This is a genomic window from Streptomyces cadmiisoli (genome assembly GCF_003261055.1).
GTDB classification, from domain to species: domain Bacteria; phylum Actinomycetota; class Actinomycetes; order Streptomycetales; family Streptomycetaceae; genus Streptomyces; species Streptomyces cadmiisoli.
This window is the reverse complement of the sequence record NZ_CP030073.1, coordinates 4,933,798-4,948,920: the sequence shown is the minus strand read 5'-3', so window position 1 is coordinate 4,948,920 and position 15,123 is coordinate 4,933,798. Positions and strand designations below refer to the sequence as shown.

16 protein-coding genes and 1 pseudogene are annotated in these 15,123 nt (G+C 70.2%); 6 read left to right on the top strand and 11 right to left on the bottom strand.

What is annotated here, in order from left to right; translation table 11 throughout:
* Positions 1-97: 97 nt before the first annotated feature.
* The 5 genes from rlmB to DN051_RS21480 all read right to left on the bottom strand — a co-directional run bounded on the left by rlmB (position 98) and on the right by DN051_RS21480 (position 4,599).
* A complete protein-coding gene (gene rlmB, locus DN051_RS21505; protein ID WP_053759724.1) occupies positions 98-1,036 on the bottom strand; it encodes a 23S rRNA (guanosine(2251)-2'-O)-methyltransferase RlmB in 939 nt (312 codons plus the stop codon).
* A 99-nt stretch (positions 1,037-1,135) separates the two neighbouring features.
* A complete protein-coding gene (gene cysS, locus DN051_RS21500; protein WP_053759723.1) occupies positions 1,136-2,539 on the bottom strand; it encodes a cysteine--tRNA ligase in 1,404 nt (467 codons plus the stop codon).
* Between the two features lie 77 nt (positions 2,540-2,616).
* Positions 2,617-3,108 carry a 2-C-methyl-D-erythritol 2,4-cyclodiphosphate synthase gene (gene ispF, locus DN051_RS21495; protein WP_053759722.1) on the bottom strand — a complete coding sequence of 164 codons (492 nt, stop codon included), beginning with the start codon at positions 3,106-3,108 and terminating at the stop codon, positions 2,617-2,619.
* Positions 3,098-3,838, bottom strand: a complete 741-nt coding sequence (gene ispD / locus DN051_RS21490; protein WP_053759721.1) for a 2-C-methyl-D-erythritol 4-phosphate cytidylyltransferase — start codon at positions 3,836-3,838, stop codon at positions 3,098-3,100. The genes ispF and ispD overlap by 11 nt, the downstream gene beginning before the upstream one ends.
* A gap of 278 nt (positions 3,839-4,116) precedes the next feature.
* Positions 4,117-4,599: a CarD family transcriptional regulator gene (locus DN051_RS21480; RefSeq protein WP_003953493.1), complete on the bottom strand. Its 483-nt coding sequence runs from the start codon at positions 4,597-4,599 to the stop codon at positions 4,117-4,119.
* Between the two features lie 583 nt (positions 4,600-5,182).
* On the opposite strand from DN051_RS21480, the gene DN051_RS21470 reads away from it, so the two are divergent.
* Positions 5,183-5,908, top strand: a complete 726-nt coding sequence (locus DN051_RS21470) for a copper chaperone PCu(A)C domain-containing protein (RefSeq protein WP_112439314.1) — start codon at positions 5,183-5,185, stop codon at positions 5,906-5,908.
* 80 nt (positions 5,909-5,988) lie between these two features.
* On the opposite strand, the gene phoP is transcribed toward DN051_RS21470, so the two are convergent.
* Together phoP and phoR are read right to left on the bottom strand one after the other, a co-directional pair.
* Positions 5,989-6,660, bottom strand: coding sequence for a two-component system response regulator PhoP (phoP, locus tag DN051_RS21465; protein ID WP_484420470.1), 672 nt, complete (start codon positions 6,658-6,660; stop codon positions 5,989-5,991).
* A 5-nt stretch (positions 6,661-6,665) separates the two neighbouring features.
* Positions 6,666-7,931 (bottom strand): two-component system sensor histidine kinase PhoR, encoded by a 1,266-nt coding sequence (gene phoR, locus DN051_RS21460; protein WP_053759718.1) that lies wholly within the window; start codon positions 7,929-7,931, stop codon positions 6,666-6,668.
* A gap of 255 nt (positions 7,932-8,186) precedes the next feature.
* On the opposite strand from phoR, the gene phoU reads away from it, so the two are divergent.
* The 3 genes from phoU (at position 8,187) to DN051_RS21450 (ending at position 9,728) form a co-directional block, all read left to right on the top strand.
* A complete protein-coding gene (phoU, locus tag DN051_RS21455; RefSeq protein WP_053759717.1) occupies positions 8,187-8,864 on the top strand; it encodes a phosphate signaling complex protein PhoU in 678 nt (225 codons plus the stop codon).
* A 116-nt stretch (positions 8,865-8,980) separates the two neighbouring features.
* Positions 8,981-9,142, top strand: coding sequence for a hypothetical protein (locus tag DN051_RS45845; RefSeq protein WP_199314630.1), 162 nt, complete (start codon positions 8,981-8,983; stop codon positions 9,140-9,142).
* 349 nt (positions 9,143-9,491) lie between these two features.
* Entirely contained in the window at positions 9,492-9,728 is a 237-nt protein-coding gene (locus tag DN051_RS21450) for a chaplin (protein ID WP_053759716.1), read from the top strand.
* A gap of 502 nt (positions 9,729-10,230) precedes the next feature.
* On the opposite strand, the gene DN051_RS21445 is transcribed toward DN051_RS21450, so the two are convergent.
* The gene (locus tag DN051_RS21445) at positions 10,231-10,716 is read right to left on the bottom strand and encodes a DUF4265 domain-containing protein (RefSeq protein WP_053759715.1); all 486 of its coding nucleotides are present in this window, start codon (positions 10,714-10,716) and stop codon (positions 10,231-10,233) included.
* 253 nt (positions 10,717-10,969) lie between these two features.
* Positions 10,970-11,340 (bottom strand): annotated as a pseudogene (locus tag DN051_RS21440) (IS110 family transposase); the annotation flags it as partial.
* A 121-nt stretch (positions 11,341-11,461) separates the two neighbouring features.
* Here DN051_RS21440 and DN051_RS45135 point away from each other — a divergent pair.
* On the top strand, positions 11,462-11,857 hold the full coding sequence (locus DN051_RS45135; RefSeq protein ID WP_159054086.1) for a hypothetical protein: 396 nt from the start codon (positions 11,462-11,464) through the stop codon (positions 11,855-11,857).
* A 235-nt stretch (positions 11,858-12,092) separates the two neighbouring features.
* Here the strand turns inward: DN051_RS45135 and DN051_RS21435 are convergent, their stop codons facing one another.
* Both DN051_RS21435 and DN051_RS21425 read right to left on the bottom strand, forming a co-directional pair.
* Positions 12,093-12,434 carry a hypothetical protein gene (locus tag DN051_RS21435; protein WP_234388828.1) on the bottom strand — a complete coding sequence of 114 codons (342 nt, stop codon included), beginning with the start codon at positions 12,432-12,434 and terminating at the stop codon, positions 12,093-12,095.
* A 509-nt stretch (positions 12,435-12,943) separates the two neighbouring features.
* Positions 12,944-13,705, bottom strand: coding sequence for a phosphoglyceromutase (locus DN051_RS21425; protein ID WP_053759713.1), 762 nt, complete (start codon positions 13,703-13,705; stop codon positions 12,944-12,946).
* Positions 13,706-13,856: 151 nt separating this feature from the next.
* Here DN051_RS21425 and DN051_RS21420 point away from each other — a divergent pair, with 151 nt between their 5' ends.
* Positions 13,857-15,119 carry an MDR family MFS transporter gene (locus DN051_RS21420; RefSeq protein ID WP_112439313.1) on the top strand — a complete coding sequence of 421 codons (1,263 nt, stop codon included), beginning with the start codon at positions 13,857-13,859 and terminating at the stop codon, positions 15,117-15,119.
* The last annotated feature ends 4 nt before the right edge of the window (positions 15,120-15,123 follow it).

Genomic DNA, 15,123 nt, shown 5'->3' with positions numbered 1-15,123 from the left:
AGGACACTGCCCCGACTCGCCGGATCTGTCCGGACCGCGTCAAGCTTGCCCGGACAGCCCGGAACACCCCGAGTGGGTGACGGAGGCGAACAGCCGTTCAGGACCGCCGGCGGGCCGCCTCGTACAGCACGATCCCCGCCGCCACACCGGCGTTGAGCGACTCCGCACCGCCCGGCATCGGGATCCGCACCCGGTAGTCGCAGGTCTCCCCGACGAGCCGGGACAGGCCCTTGCCCTCGCTGCCGACGACGATGGCGACCGGGCCGCCGAGCGCCTCCAGCTCACCGAGTTCGACGTCCCCGTCGGCGGCGAGCCCGACCACGACGATCCCGGCCTTCTTGTACGCCTCCAGCGCGCGCGTGAGGTTGGTGGCCCGCGCGACCGGCGTACGGGCGGCCGTGCCCGCGGAGGTCTTCCAGGCGCCGGCGGTCATCCCGGCCGCGCGCCGCTCGGGCACCACGACACCGTGCCCGCCGAACGCGGTGACGGAGCGCACGACCGCGCCGAGGTTGCGGGGGTCGGTCACCCCGTCGAGGGCGACGATCAGCGGGTCCTCGCCGTCGTCCGCGGCGGCGTCGGCGAGGTCTTCCGGGTGGGCGTACTCGTAGGGCGGCACCTGGAGGACCAGGCCCTGGTGGTTCAGCCCGTTGGTCATCCGGTCCAGCTCGGGGCGGGGCGCCTCCATGAGGTTGATGCCACCGCGCTCGGCGGCGAGCTGGAGCGCCTCGCGCACCCGCTCGTCGCTGTCGATGAACTGCTGGACGTAGAGGGTGCTCGCGGGCACGCCCTCGCGCAGCGCCTCGACGACCGGGTTGCGCCCGACGACCAGTTCCGACGGCGCCTTGCCGCCGCGGCGCTGCGGCGGACGGCCCTGCGCGCGGCGGGTCTTCGCCGCGGCGGCCCGCTGCTTGACGTGGCCCTTGCGCATCTCGGCGGGGGGCGTGGGCCCCTTGCCCTCCAGGGCCCGGCGCCGCTTGCCGCCGCTGCCGACCTGCGCGCCCTTCTTGCCGGACATGCGGCGGTTGTTCGCGGCCATGACCTACCTGTCTGTGTGTCGGGTGAAGTACGTACGTCTATGCAGTGTGCCGCCCGGGGGGCCGGGCGGCACAGTCGATCACCGGTGATCGGGCGGGGCTCAGCGCCGCCCGAGGCTCCAGCGCGGCCCCTGCGGGCTGTCCTCGATGGCGAGGCCCGACTGGTTGAGCTGGTCCCGGATGGCGTCCGCGGTGGCCCAGTCCTTGCGGCCGCGGGCCGCCTCGCGCTGGTCCAGCACCAGCCGTACGAGGCTGTCGACGACGCCGTGCAGATCCTCGCTGCGGTCGCCGCCCTCACCGGCCCAGTGCTCGTCCAGCGGGTCCAGGCCGAGGACGCCCAGCATGGCGCGGACCTCGGCGAGGCGCGCGACGGCCGTCTCCTTGTCGTCGGCGGCCAGCGCGCTGTTGCCCTGGCGGACCGCGTTGTGCACGACGGCGAGCGCCTGCGGAACGCCCAGGTCGTCGTCCATCGCCTCGGCGAAGGACGGCGGCACCTCGGCGGCCGGCTCGACCGGTCCGCCGGCGAGTTCGACGACGCGCTGCACGAATCCCTCGATCCGGGCGAACGCCGACTCGGCCTCGCGCAGGGCCTCCTCGCTGTACTCGATCATCGAGCGGTAGTGCGGGGTGCCCAGGTAGTAGCGCAGCACGATCGGGCGCCACTGCTTGACCATCTCGCTGACCAGGACCGAGTTGCCGAGCGACTTGGACATCTTCTCGCCGCTCATGGTGACCCAGGCGTTGTGCACCCAGTACCGCGCGAAGGCGTCGCCGAAGCCGTGGGCCTGGGCGATCTCGTTCTCGTGGTGCGGGAAGATCAGGTCGATGCCGCCGCCGTGGATGTCGAACTCCCGGCCGAGGTACTTGTGGGCCATGGCCGAGCACTCCAGGTGCCAGCCCGGCCGCCCCCGGCCCCACGGCGTCTCCCAGCTCGGCTCGCCGGGCTTGGCCGCCTTCCACATCGCGAAGTCCCGCGGGTCCCGCTTCCCGGTCTCGCCCTCCTCGGAGGGCTGGCGCAGGTCGTCGAGGTCCTGGTTGGACAGCGACAGGTACCCCGGCAGCGACCGCACGTCGAAGTAGACGTTGCCGTGGGCCTCGTAGGCGTGTCCGCGCTCGATGAGGCCGCGCATCATCTCGATCATCTCGGTGATGTGACCGGTGGCACGCGGCTCGTACGTCGGGGGCAGGCAGCCGAGCGCGCGGTAACCGTCGTCGAACGCGCGCTCGTTCTCGTAGCCGATGGACCACCAGGGGCGGTTCTGCTCGGCGCCCTTCCTGATGATCTTGTCGTCGATGTCGGTGACGTTGCGGATGAACGTCACCTCGTAGCCCCGGTGGTCGAGCCACCGGCGCAGGATGTCGAAGTTGAGGCCCGACCGGATGTGCCCGATGTGCGGGGCCGCCTGCACGGTGGCGCCACAGAGGTAGATCGAGACGCAACCCGGCGTGAGCGGGATGAAGTCACGGATCTGCCGGGCGCTGGTGTCGTACAGGCGAATAGTCACCACTCCAGAGTAGTGGGCGCGCAACAGTGCCTCGTGCCCCTTGGGCAGGAGCGGCACGCAATCGTGTCGTGGGGCGGTCAGCCCGTGCGCACCACCAGCGCGGTGGCCACCGCCATCAGTCCCTCGTCCCGCCCCGGGAAGCCCAGCCCGTCGGTCGTCGCGCCGGACACCGAGACGGGCGCCCCGGCGGCCTCCGACAGCACCTTCTGGGCCTCGTCCCTGCGCTTGCCGATCTTCGGGCGGGGGCCGACGACCTGTACGGCGACATTGCCGATGCGGAAGCCCGCCGCGCGGACGATCCGGGCCGCCTCCGTGAGCAGCGCCACGCCCGACGCGCCGGACCACTCCGGACGCCCGGTGCCGAAGTGCTGTCCGAGGTCGCCGAGCCCGGCGGCGGAGAACAGCGCGTTGCACGCGGCGTGCGCCACGACGTCCGCGTCGGAGTGCCCGGCCAGTCCGGGCCCCTCGCCTTCCCACTTCAGGCCCGCGCACCACAGCTCGCGGCCGTCCTCGAAGGCGTGGATGTCGGTGCCGATGCCGACCTGGGGCAGCGGGGCGTCAGAAGCCATCGTTGAGCCTCCTGCGTGCCAGGACCGCCTCGGCGAGGACCAGGTCCAGCGGGCGGGTGACCTTGAAGGCCTCCTCGTGCCCGGGCACGACGACGACCGGCTCGCCGAGCTGCTCGACCATGCTCGCGTCGTCGGTGACGTTGTCGGTCACCGTCTCGTGGGCGCGCAGCAGGGTGTCCCGGTCGAAGCCCTGCGGTGTCTGGACGGCGCGCAGCCGGGACCGCTCCGGGGTGGCGAGCACCGGCTCCGGCTCGCCCGGCGTCCGGGCCGGCTCGACCTCCTTGACCGTGTCCGCGAGTGGCAGCGCCGGCACCACGGCCTTCGCGCCCGCGCGCACCGCCTCGATCACGGCGTCCACGGTGTCCACCGGCACCAGCGGCCGGGCGGCGTCGTGCACGAGCACCACGTCGTAGCCGGGCGGCAGCGCGTCCAGCCCGAGCCTGACGCTCTCCTGCCGCGACGCGCCGCCGGGTACGACGAGGAAGTCGGTGCGCTCGGGCAGCGCGTGCGCGTCGAGCAGCGACTTGACCTCGGCGGCCCCGTCGGGCGGGGCGACGACGACCACGAGGGAGACGGCGCGGGACGCGGCCAGCGCACGCACCGCGTGGATGAGCATCGGGGTGCCGTTCAGCGTGCGCAGCGCCTTGGGCGCGCCGGGACCGAGGCGGACGCCACGGCCGGCGGCCGGGATCACCGCGGCGGTACGCGAAGGGCGCGAATCGTCAGACATCGGTTCCTGTCAGGTTTGTGTGCTCGGCCTAGTTGGGTATGGCCTCACCGTGCCGGGCGCGACGGCTCGACAGGCCCCTTCCGTGACCCTGTTCGAGCCGGCAGCCCGGGCCCGGCACGCACAGTACCGGGGGGAGATTTCCTCGGCGTATGCCAACCGCGGGACGGGCACGCCCGCCCGGGTGCGAACATGCCGCAGCGCCCGGCGACAGCAGGAGGTCATCGGGCACCGCGGCATTTCGATGCACAGAGAGCGGCAGCGCGTGCGCTGCCTCGGCGTCAGGAGGCGAGCACCTCGTCGAGCAGGGCCTCGGCCTTGTCCTCGTTCGTGTTCTCCGCGAGAGCCAGCTCGCTCACCAGGATCTGACGAGCCTTGGCGAGCATGCGCTTCTCACCGGCGGAGAGTCCGCGCTCGCGCTCACGACGCCACAGGTCACGTACGACTTCCGCGACCTTGATGACATCGCCGGAGGCGAGCTTCTCCAGGTTTGCCTTGTAACGACGGGACCAGTTCGTGGGCTCCTCGGCATACGGCGCGCGCAGCACCTCGAAGACCCGGTCCAGCCCGTCTTGACCGACCACATCACGCACGCCGACGAACTCCGCATTGTCCGCTGGCACACGCACCGTCAGGTCACCCTGGGCGACCTTCAGCACCAAGTAGGTCTTGTCCACGCCTTTGATCTGGCGAGTTTCGATGGCCTCGATCAGCGCGGCCCCGTGATGGGGATAGACCACGGTGTCGCCAACCTTGAACGTCATGTGACAGGTACCCCTTCCGTGGCTATCCAGGGTAACACGGAAACGGCAGCTTCTGAATGGCGTTTTCGCAGGTCAGGGCATATCTCGGGGCTTGACAACAGCAACACGGACGTGCTTCGCGGGGCCTGCGGAACGGGGAATTCGCAGGTGGGAGCGGCTCTCCGGGGCGGGTGAAACGTGGACGTTACGCGCACGCGAGGGGCCCGCGGAGCGGTTGAACATCCCTAAATGTCCGGTTCCAAACGCTCGACTTCCGCTACTCCGTTCGGCCGTCGCGGGCCACCGTGAGGCGAATCCGGAATTGATCACGACTCTCCGGCGCGGCGGCCCCGGTGATCAATTTCAGGAGCCGCCACGCATTCCTTCACGGAAATTTAGCGACGGCTTATGTGAATGCCGTACGAGTGTGTCCGGGGTCTGAACAGGACCGTCGCCGTACCCCCTGCTGAGCGAAGCCGGGCACCCGCCGGGGAGGGTCGGGTGCGGCCGCGCGGGAACGGCTCGGTAGCCTAAGGCCGCTGACAGCCACTTAGGGCGGCTTTACCAGGAAAGCTGCCCCTGCGTTCTAGGAGTTGCCGCCGCCGTGAGCAGCAGCCTTCGACGCGGCGCCCTCGCCGCTTCCGCCATCGCGTTCTCGATCGCCTCGCTCGCCGCCTGCGGCGCCGGCAACAACGCGCAGACTCTGGAGATCGTCCCGGACAACGCCGCCACCAGCGTCGGCGACATCAAGATCCAGAACGCTGTCGTCATCACCCAGCCCGATCCGGAGGCGACCGGCCCCGCCGCCGTCTCCGCCACGATCTTCAACAGCAGCTCGGCGGCCCAGACGCTGGAGTCGATCACCGTCGACGGGCTCGGCGCCGCCCGGATCACCCCCGCGACCGGCAGCGGCGCGCTGACCATCCCGGCCGGCGGCTCCGTCGTCATCGGCGGCGCCGACAACGCCTCGGCCGTGCTGAGCAGCGGCGAGGCCCTCGCCGACGGCGACGCGCAGAAGGTCACCTTCGCCTTCAGCGAGACCGGTGACGTGAGCCTGGACGCCTTCGTCGTCCCGTCCAAGGGCTACTTCTCCTCCTGGGGCCCCACCGAGGTGCCCGCCACGGGCGGCGCGGGTGAGGAATCGCCCGCGGGCGAGGAGCCGACCGCCGGCGAGACCGGTGCCGCGGGCGAGGCCGGGAGCGAGGGCGAGGCCGGCACGTCGGAGGAGTCCGGCACCTCGGGGGACTCCGAGCACGAGGAGCCGGGCACGCCGACCGACGCGGCGTCCTCCTCCGTGTCCGGGGACGAGGGCGAGAACACCGGTCACTGATCACCGGAACCTGTCGTGACGCCGAAGGGCGGGACCCCCACCGGGAGGTCCCGCCCTTCGTCATGTGCCGCCGGTTCGGTCTACGGCTCGAACTTGTAGCCGAGGCCGCGCACCGTCACCAGGTAGCGGGGCGCGCCCGGGTCCGGCTCGATCTTGGCGCGCAGCCGCTTGACGTGGACGTCCAGCGTCTTGGTGTCACCGACGTAGTCGGCGCCCCAGACGCGGTCGATGAGCTGCATCCGGGTCAGCACGCGGCCGGCGTTGCGCAGCAGCATCTCCAGCAGGTCGAACTCCTTCAGCGGCAGGTCGACCTTGGCGCCGGCGACGGTGACCACGTGGCGGTCGACGTCCATCCGGACGGGGCCGGCCTCCAGGGCCGCCGGCGCCACCTCCTCCGGCTCGCCGCGGCGGCGCAGGACGGCCCGGATACGGGCGACCAGCTCACGCGACGAGAAGGGCTTGGTGACGTAGTCGTCGGCTCCTATTTCGAGACCGACGACCTTGTCGATCTCGCTGTCCTTGGCGGTGACCATGATCACCGGAACGTTCGAGCGGCCGCGAAGCTGGCGGCACACCTCGGTGCCCGGCAGCCCGGGCAGCATGAGGTCGAGAAGGACGAGGTCGGCGCCGTTGCGCTCGAACTCGTCGAGTCCGTCGGGCCCCGTGGTCGCGACCGCGACCTCGAAGCCCTCCTTGCGAAGCATGTATGACAGAGCGTCGGAGAAGGACTCCTCGTCCTCGACGACGAGCACTCGGGTCACGGAAGGACCTCCGGGGCAGGGAGCGGTTCGTACGGGTGTGGGTGGGGGGACGAGTCTGCGGACTGCCCGGCCTCGTCGTCGAGGGCAGGGTGCTGGTGTGCCCGGTCGCGGGCCTGACCCGCCTCCGGCAGCCGCAGGGTGAAGGTGGAGCCCTGTCCCTCCGAGCTCCACACCGTGACCTCCCCGCCGTGCGAGGCGGCCACGTGCTTGACGATCGCCAGTCCGAGGCCCGTGCCGCCGGTGGCACGGGAGCGGGCCGGGTCGACTCGGTAGAAGCGCTCGAAGATGCGCTCCTTGTCCTTGTCGGAGATCCCGATGCCCTGGTCGGTGACGGCGACCTCGATGGTGTCCCCGCCGGAACCGCTCACCCGGCGGGCGGCTATGCCGACGCGGGTGCGGGCGGGGGAATAGTTGACCGCGTTCTCGACCAGATTGCCGAGGGCCGCGGCCAGCTGGCTGCGGTTTCCCCATACACGCAGGTCGGCGTGGCCGCCGGCGGCCATGGTGATCTGCTTGGTGCCGGCCTGTTGGCGGCACCGGTCGATGGCCTCGGCGACCAGTTCGTCCACCCTGACCGGCTCGGCGTCCTCCAGCGGGTCGTCGTTCTGGACCCGGGAGAGGTCGATCAGCTCCTGCACCAGGTTCGTCAGCCGGGTCGCCTCGATCTGCATCCGTCCGGCGAAGCGCTGTACGGCCTCGGGGTCGTCGGAGGCGTCCATGACGGCCTCCGAGAGCAGGGAGAGCGCGCCGACCGGCGTCTTCAGCTCGTGGCTGACGTTGGCGACGAAGTCGCGGCGCACCGCTTCTATCCGGCGGGCCTCGGTCAGGTCCTCGACCAGCAGCAGCACCAGCCGGGAACCGAGCGGGGCGACGCGGGCCGAGACCGCGAGGGCCTCGCCCCGGCCGCTGCCGCGCCGGGGCAGATCCAGCTCGACCTGGCGTATCTCGCCGTCGCGCCGGGTGTCCCGGGCCATCTGGAGCATGGGGTCGACGGCGAGCCTGCCGCCGCGGACCAGTCCGAGGGCGTACGCCGCCGAGCTCGCCTTGACGACGGCGTCGGCCTCGTCGAGGACCACGGCCGACGAGCGCAGCACGGACAGCACCGTGTCGACGCCCGGCGGAAGCACCGGGTCGGTGTGCAGGGAGGTACGGGTGGGCCGTTTCAGGTCGCGTTCGCTCCAGCGGAACGCCAGCATGGCGATGACGCCGGTGAGCACACCGGCGATCGCTGCCGCTGCGGCGACCGCCGCGTTCACGTCCATGCGTCCAGGTTAGGCATGCCGCGCCGGTTGCCCACAGCCGTCCGAGTGGGACCTCGAACACTCGTCGCCCAGAGTTCACCTTGGAGCCAGGGATGGTTCATTTGAGGGGGCGGAAACGGACGCGTAGCGGCCCGAACGTGGGAGCGTGGGGTTCGCAGTGCCGTTGCGGCGCCGATTCCGTGCCCGGTCACGGCGCCGGTACCGGACGCCCCAGGCCCCTGAATCCCCGAACCGAACGCACGAGAGGGAACCCTGATGCGGGACGCGTACCACGAGGAACTGGACTCGATCGGCGACGGCCTGGTCGAAATGGCCCGGCTGGTCGGGTCGGCGATCGGGCGCGCCACGACGGCCATTCTCGACACCGACCTGAAGGTCGCCGAGAACGTGATCGAGGCCGACAAGAAGGTAGACGACCTTCAGCACGACCTGGAGGCCCGTGCGATAGCCCTGCTCGCCCGGCAGCAGCCGGTCGCCACCGATCTGCGGATAGTGGTCACCTCCCTGCGCATGAGCGCCGACCTGGAGCGCTCCGGCGACCTCGCCCAGCACGTGGCCAAGCTCGCCCGGCTGCGCTTCCCCGAGCGCGCGGTCCCCCACGACCTGCACGCCACGATCCTGGAGATGGGCCAGCTCGCCCAGCGCCTGATGGCCAAGGCCGCCGAGGTGCTCGTCACCAAGGACGTCGACCTGGCGATGCAGCTGGAGCAGGACGACGACGAGATGGACCTGCTGCACCGCACCCTCTTCCAGCACCTGATGGACGACCGCTGGAAGCACGGCATCGAGACCGCCGTCGACGTCACCCTGCTGGGCCGCTACTACGAGCGGTTCGCCGACCACGCGGTGGCCGTCGCTAAGCGCGTGGTGTTCCTGGTCACCGGCGAACACGCGGACGAGCTCCAGCCCGACATCCAGGTCGAGGGCGCCTGACCTGCGGGCTCGCGGCGCTGAACCGGGAACGGGGCGGGCGCACCTCAGTGCGCCGTTGATGCGCCCGGCAGAAGGGGAATGCAATGGGGACAGGCACGAGCCCTGAGGAGGGACCCATGGCTGAATCCCCCAGCATGCCCGGTACGCCGCCGGACCCCACGCAGGAGCGCCCCACCGAGAAGCCCGCCGAGATCAGGAGCCTGACGCTGATAGCGGCGTGCGGCTGCGGCTCCGGCTGCACCTGCGGCTGCCAGCAGGGCGCACCCTGCCAGTGCTGACGGCGTCCCGCGACGCACGACCACGGTGAAGGGGCCTCCGGCGCGATTCGCGCCGGGGGCTTCTTTGCGCGGGGGCTTCTTTGCTCGGAGCGTGGCGGCGTACCGGCGGGGGCCTCTCCTTTTTATGTGGGGGGCGACTTTTGTGGGGGGCGACTTCACTGAAGGGGCTCTGCCCGGCACGACCTCCGCGGCACGCATCCTCCACACCACGCAACCTCCGCGAGGCGGGACCGTAACTGACCCAGCGCGTGATCGTTTAAAGCGCGGGCAGGTGCTCTTTCCCCACCGGCAGGCCTTCCCCCGCCTGACCGGGCCCACCTGTGCCTCAACCGATCCACACGGAGGAATCATGCGCTCTCGCGCCGTCATTGCCACCACCGCTCTGGCCGCCTCGGCTCTCCTGGCCGGCGCCGCGACCGCCTCGGCCGAGTCCACCGCGAACGGTGCCGCCCTCAGCTCGCCGGGCGTCGCTTCGGGCAACCTCGTCCAGCTGCCGATCGAGGTCCCGGCCAACGTCAGCGGCAACTCGATCAACGTCGCGGGCATCGGCAACTCCGCCCTGGGCAACTACGCCGCCAACCGCTGACCCACGCTGCCGCGCCGGTCCCCCTGACGGGACGGGCCCACGACAGCACACGGCCCCGGAGCGGGCCGACCCCACGACCATGCCCCCTGCCGACGCCGAGCGCGCGGGCGGGGGGCATGGTCGTGCACAGACCGTTCAAGCCCTGTGGCGCAAGCCGACAGCGCTGTGCGTGCAGCCCCGCTCGATCCGCCGACCGTCCGCGGTGGTGTACGAGCAGTTGATGTACGTGGTGTTCCCGCGACGCGAGCGTGGGAGGGCCCGAAGCCGGTCCAGGGCAGCGAACAAGGCCCCGATCAGCGGAGAAACTGCTGGCAGGGACCTTGATCGTGGCTCGTTACTTCTTCTTGCCCTGGGTCTTGCCGGGGATCTTGGTGAGCTGGGTTTTTGCTGGTCAGGGGCGGTGGGCTCGCGCGCCTGATGGTCGTCGTTGGTCGCCCTTGGCCACTGTCGAGCGACCTCGGACGGCCCAGGGACGGCCCAGCCATGGATCACATGAACGGCTTCAGCCGGCGGACACGGCCCGCCACTGTGCAGTAACGCAGCCCTCTTCCATATCCCACCACTCCTTGGCCACACCGTGGTTGAGGAGCCTTTGCACCTTGGTGAGATCGGCGGTGGGCGGGACGTCCAGGGCAACCATGCCGAACCGCTCTATGCCCTCGCCGCAGACTCCGAGTTCGTGAAACGCGTTGATCACGCTCTGCCGTGCAGCTCCTGAACCGCCGTCACGGAACACGATGAGGCGGATGGTGCAGTTCTCCGAACGCCGGACCACCTCGCCAGCCCACCGCACGCCTTCCTCGTCGGGCTCGGTGGTCACGATGTCCCCGCAGGCGATGCCTCGGACGAACCACGGGATGTTGTCGAGCCGCGCAGTGCCGTCGCCGTGGTCGACTGCCCACAGACTCTCCACCGACGCCGGGGGCCAGTCGTCCTCGATCTCAAGCCGGAAGTGCACCTTCACGTACGAGCCTTCGGGGTTCGTCATGGTGCCCAGGATGCACAGCCCTGCCGGGCCGGCCGCATGTGGGTGACCGGGGACGTCTACTCAAAGTTGGACATTGGTTCGCTTGTGCGTCAGCCGACGACAGTCAGCCACCGCGGCGGGTGCGCCAACCGATCAGGCGCGCTTATGCCCCGCTGCACCTCCACCGGCCTCAGGCACGCTGCCGTGCCGTCAATCAGAGCAAGCGGCGACGGTCGACCCGCAACCACAATGCCAACTGGGCACGAACCTAGTCGGGTGCGGTGATCATGAGGGTGCGGATCTGGTTGATGGTTCGCGTGCGGGCTTTCACGGCCGAGCGGCGCACGACCCGCAGGACTCGGATTGCCTCCACGATGCCGCCGCGGGCTTTGGGCGTCCCGCCGGCCCGGCCGGTGAGGACGGCTGTGGCGGCGGCGAAGGCGTCGATGGGGTCGGATTTGCCGCCTGCCCTGCGGGCCCGGCGGTCGGGGCGGTCCACCTCAATCACGGTGACCTGGTTGTCCCGCAAGCACCGGGCGAGTCCGGAGCCATAGGCTCCGGTGTCCTCGACGCCGACGGCGATGAGGTCGCAAGCCAGTTCAGGAGCTGGTGATAGCCGTCGGGCGGGGTGGGTAAGGCCTGGGTAGTGTGGCACACGAGCGTCTGAGCGCTGCTGGGGATGATTGGAGCGCTACCCACATGGAGCTTGCGCCTCGACTGGCAGGCGGTCTACCCGCGAGGGCCTGGGTGTTCTACGGTCCTTCGCATGGGTGGCCTGGGGGCGTTCTTAAAGAAGCGTTGGGGCGTAGTGATCCTCTTGCTGGGGATCCTGGCATGGGCAGGAAACGTCATCGGACCTGGGGTGCTCATCATCGTGGCCTCGGTGTCGATCCTGTATTTCCTCCTTCAGGCACCCCTTCGATGCATTGCCATGGGGCGCCAAGGGCGGTGCCGTAACAACGCCCAAGGCCTATTGCGCGGGTGCTGGATTCGCGAGCACAAGTGGCAAGGCTTCAAGGCGCTGCGAGGCTCTGGAAGCGAGGGTGCTCAAGGCCCACAAGCAGCACTCATGCAAGACCGTCAGCAGATGAGCGCGACTCTCGGCGTAGCCGCGGGGGTGATTTCTGCGGTAGTTGCCTGCACGGACCTCATCTTCAAGTGAGCACTCGCCCCGTGCTGAGGTAGATCCGCTGGAGCAGACCAAGCATCCGATCGAGCCATCTACCCTCGCCTGGGCTTGAAGTCGTTTACGCATGCAGGTAGTTCGGCTGCCCCGTGGTGTACGAGCGGTAGGAACAGTGCTGGTCGGACCGTCCAATGCGCGTTCCCGCATAGCTGACCGTCACGGTGCGGGGTTCTCCCGGCCACCTGATCCCGTGACGGGTGCCGGTGGGGTTCTAGGTGTCCGGTGCGACCATGTCGCCGACGTGGTTCCACATGAAGCCTTCACGCCAGTCCGGCTTGTCGGCTGCCCAGCCGAGGAGCGCCCGCAGCACTTTCTCCTGCGAGACGGTCTGCGTCCGGTAGTGCTCAGCGGCGAGGCCGTCCCGGTGCTCCAGTTGGTAGGTGTTGTTGTCGCGGAAGAGGACCTGGATGTACCAGTCCCCTTCGCGGTCCTCCTCCTGGCGCCTGAGCACCATGTGCTCGTTGCCGCGCCGCAGGTTGGCGAGCATGGTCCCGATGGCCGGCTTCGAGGGGCGCTTCACCACGTGACCCCGCCCGCTTGTAGCGATGAGCATGGGCAGATTCTGGCGGATGGGTCTGACAGCGCATGGACGCTTCCCCGAACTCGTACACCCTGACATGCATACTCGTATGGACGAATGGGCAAGTGGTGTGGCCGTCGGACTGCCGATATCCACAGCCCGGTTACTCGGCTCGTACCGCTCGGTCATGAAGGCCTGCGGCCTCACCGTGACGCCGTCACGGCTGACGAGAGCGGCGGACTCTGGGTGTCCGTGCACGACGGGCCGTCCTCAGGAGTCACGGTCACCGTCCGCGGTCACGGTCACCGTCCCGCGGTTCGTACTACCGAAGACGTGGGTCAGCGAGCAGCGCGACTAGTCACTCGGGTGCGCGAGGTCTACCCGCGCGAGGTCGTCGAGACGCCACCTGGTGCCTACGAGTGGCAACGCGCCAACAACGTCTGACCGCCCGGCCGAGCACCTGACGGCCCACACGGCCCAGCCCCACCAAAAAGCCCCCGCCCCGCAAAGAAACCGCAGGTCGGGGGCTTGTCAGCGTCGGCTTACTTCTTCTTGCCCTGGTTCTTGACCGCCTCGATCGCTGCCGCCGCTGCCTCGGGGTCGAGGTACGTGCCGCCGGGGTTGAGGGGCTTGAAGTCGGCGTCCAGGTCGTAGGCGAGCGGGATGCCCGTCGGGATGTTCAGGCCCGCGATGTCCGCGTCGGAGATGCCGTCGAGGTGCTTGACGAGGGCGCGCAGGGAGTTGCCGTGGGCCGCGACCAGGACCGTGCGGCCGGTGAGCAGGTCCGGGACGATGTTGTCGTACCAGTACGGGAGCATGCGGGCGACGACGTCCTTCAGGCACTCCGTGCGCGGGCGCAGCTCCGGGGGGATGGAGGCGTAGCGCGCGTCGTGCGCCTGGGAGAACTCGGAGTCGTCGTCGAGCGGGGGCGGCGGGGTGTCGTAGGACCGGCGCCACAGCATGAACTGCTCCTCGCCGAACTCGGCGAGGGTCTGGGCCTTGTCCTTGCCCTGGAGGGCGCCGTAGTGGCGCTCGTTCAGGCGCCAGGAGCGGTGGACCGGGATCCAGTGGCGGTCGGCGGCCTCCAGCGCGAGCTGGGCGGTGCGGATCGCGCGCTTCTGGAGCGACGTGTGGACCACGTCCGGGAGCAGGCCGGCGTCCTCGAGCAGCTCACCGCCGCGGACCGCCTCCTTCTCGCCCTTCTCGTTCAGGTTGACGTCCACCCAGCCGGTGAACAGGTTCTTCGCGTTCCACTCGCTCTCGCCGTGGCGGAGGAGGATCAGCTTGTACGGTGCGTCGGCCATGGCCACGAGCGTAATCGAATGCCCTGATCGCTCGCGCGGCCGGTCGAGGTGTGGACGGTTGACGGGATCTGTTAATTGAGTGGCCGTCCCGAACGACGGGTTCGTAAGTTGTGCGTACCGCATGAGCCGCTTACATCCGGGGGGATCACCGATGTCCGTCGCCAGCCTGAGACGTGCCGTCACCGAGACCGTCTCGGGGCTCCCCCGTGAGTTCTGGTGGCTGTGGACCAGCACGCTGGTGAACCGGCTCGGCGCCTTCGTCGCCACCTTCATGGCGCTGTACCTGACCCTGGACCGCGGCTACTCCGCGTCGTACGCCGGTCTGGTCGCGGCGCTGCACGGCCTGGGCGGGGTCCTGTCGTCGCTGGGCGGCGGTGTCATGGCGGACCGGCTGGGGCGGCGGCCGACCCTGCTGGTCGCGCAGATCTCCACCGCGTTCTCCGTGGCGCTGCTCGGGTTCGTGCAGCACCCGGTGGGCATCGCCGGCGTCGCGTTCCTGGTCGGTGCCACCTCCAACGCGTCCCGGCCGGCCGTGCAGGCGATGATGGCCGACATCGTCCGGCCCGAGGACCGGGTGCGGGCCTTCTCCCTGAACTACTGGGCGATCAACCTCGGCTTCGCCGTGTCCTCCATGGCCGCCGGGTTCATCGCCGAGGCCAGCTACCGGGCCGGCTTCCTGCTGGAGGCCGGGATGACCCTGGCCTGCGCCGTCGTCGTCTTCGTGAAGGTGCCCGAGTCCCGGCCGGAGACGACGGCGGCCGCGGCGTCGGCCCCGGAGGCGGCCGTGAGCCTCGGGACGGTGCTGCGCGACGGGCGGTTCATGAGCGTCGTCGGGCTGTCCTTCCTGGTCGCGCTGATCTTCCAGCAGGGGGCGATCGGCCTGCCGATCGCGATGGGCGAGGCCGGGTTCACGCCCGCCGACTACGGCATGGCCATCGCGATCAACGGTGTCCTGATCGTCGTGCTCCAGATCCCGGTCACCCGCTTCATCGAGCACCGGGACCCGCGCCGGCTGCTGGTGGTCTCGTCACTGCTCGCCGGGTACGGGTTCGGGCTCACCGCCTTCGCCGGGTCCGTCGGGATCTTCGCGCTCACCGTGTGCGTGTGGACGCTGGCCGAGATCGTCAACGCGCCGACGCAGACCGGGCTGGTGGTGCGGCTGTCGCCGGTGCACGGGCGCGGGCGGTACCAGGGCATGTACACGATGTCGTGGTCGGTGGCCGCGCTGGTCGCGCCGCTGATGTCGGGCCTCGTCATCGACCGGTTCGGGGCGGAGTGGCTGTGGGGGCTGTGCGCGGTCGTCGGCACGGCGGCGGGCCTCGGCTACGGCGCCCTGATGCGCCGCCTGCCGGCCGGGGACACACCCGGAGTCAAGGCGCCCGCCCCCGCGAAGTCCGAGGTCAGCGCCGCTTGAGGGC

Coding starts and splice junctions, on each gene's coding strand:
- rlmB (WP_053759724.1), bottom strand. CDS start 1,036: ATGGCCGCGAACAACCGCCGCATGTCCGGCAAGAAGGGCGCGCAGGTC.
- ispF (WP_053759722.1), bottom strand. CDS start 3,108: ATGGCTTCTGACGCCCCGCTGCCCCAGGTCGGCATCGGCACCGACATC.
- ispD (WP_053759721.1), bottom strand. CDS start 3,838: ATGTCTGACGATTCGCGCCCTTCGCGTACCGCCGCGGTGATCCCGGCC.
- DN051_RS21480 (WP_003953493.1), bottom strand. CDS start 4,599: ATGACGTTCAAGGTTGGCGACACCGTGGTCTATCCCCATCACGGGGCC.
- phoR (WP_053759718.1), bottom strand. CDS start 7,931: ATGGACGTGAACGCGGCGGTCGCCGCAGCGGCAGCGATCGCCGGTGTG.
- phoU (WP_053759717.1), top strand. CDS start 8,187: ATGCGGGACGCGTACCACGAGGAACTGGACTCGATCGGCGACGGCCTG.
- DN051_RS45845 (WP_199314630.1), top strand. CDS start 8,981: ATGGCTGAATCCCCCAGCATGCCCGGTACGCCGCCGGACCCCACGCAG.
- DN051_RS21450 (WP_053759716.1), top strand. CDS start 9,492: ATGCGCTCTCGCGCCGTCATTGCCACCACCGCTCTGGCCGCCTCGGCT.
- DN051_RS21445 (WP_053759715.1), bottom strand. CDS start 10,716: ATGACGAACCCCGAAGGCTCGTACGTGAAGGTGCACTTCCGGCTTGAG.
- DN051_RS45135 (WP_159054086.1), top strand. CDS start 11,462: ATGGGTGGCCTGGGGGCGTTCTTAAAGAAGCGTTGGGGCGTAGTGATC.
- DN051_RS21435 (WP_234388828.1), bottom strand. CDS start 12,434: ATGCTCATCGCTACAAGCGGGCGGGGTCACGTGGTGAAGCGCCCCTCG.
- DN051_RS21425 (WP_053759713.1), bottom strand. CDS start 13,705: ATGGCCGACGCACCGTACAAGCTGATCCTCCTCCGCCACGGCGAGAGC.
- DN051_RS21420 (WP_112439313.1), top strand. CDS start 13,857: ATGTCCGTCGCCAGCCTGAGACGTGCCGTCACCGAGACCGTCTCGGGG.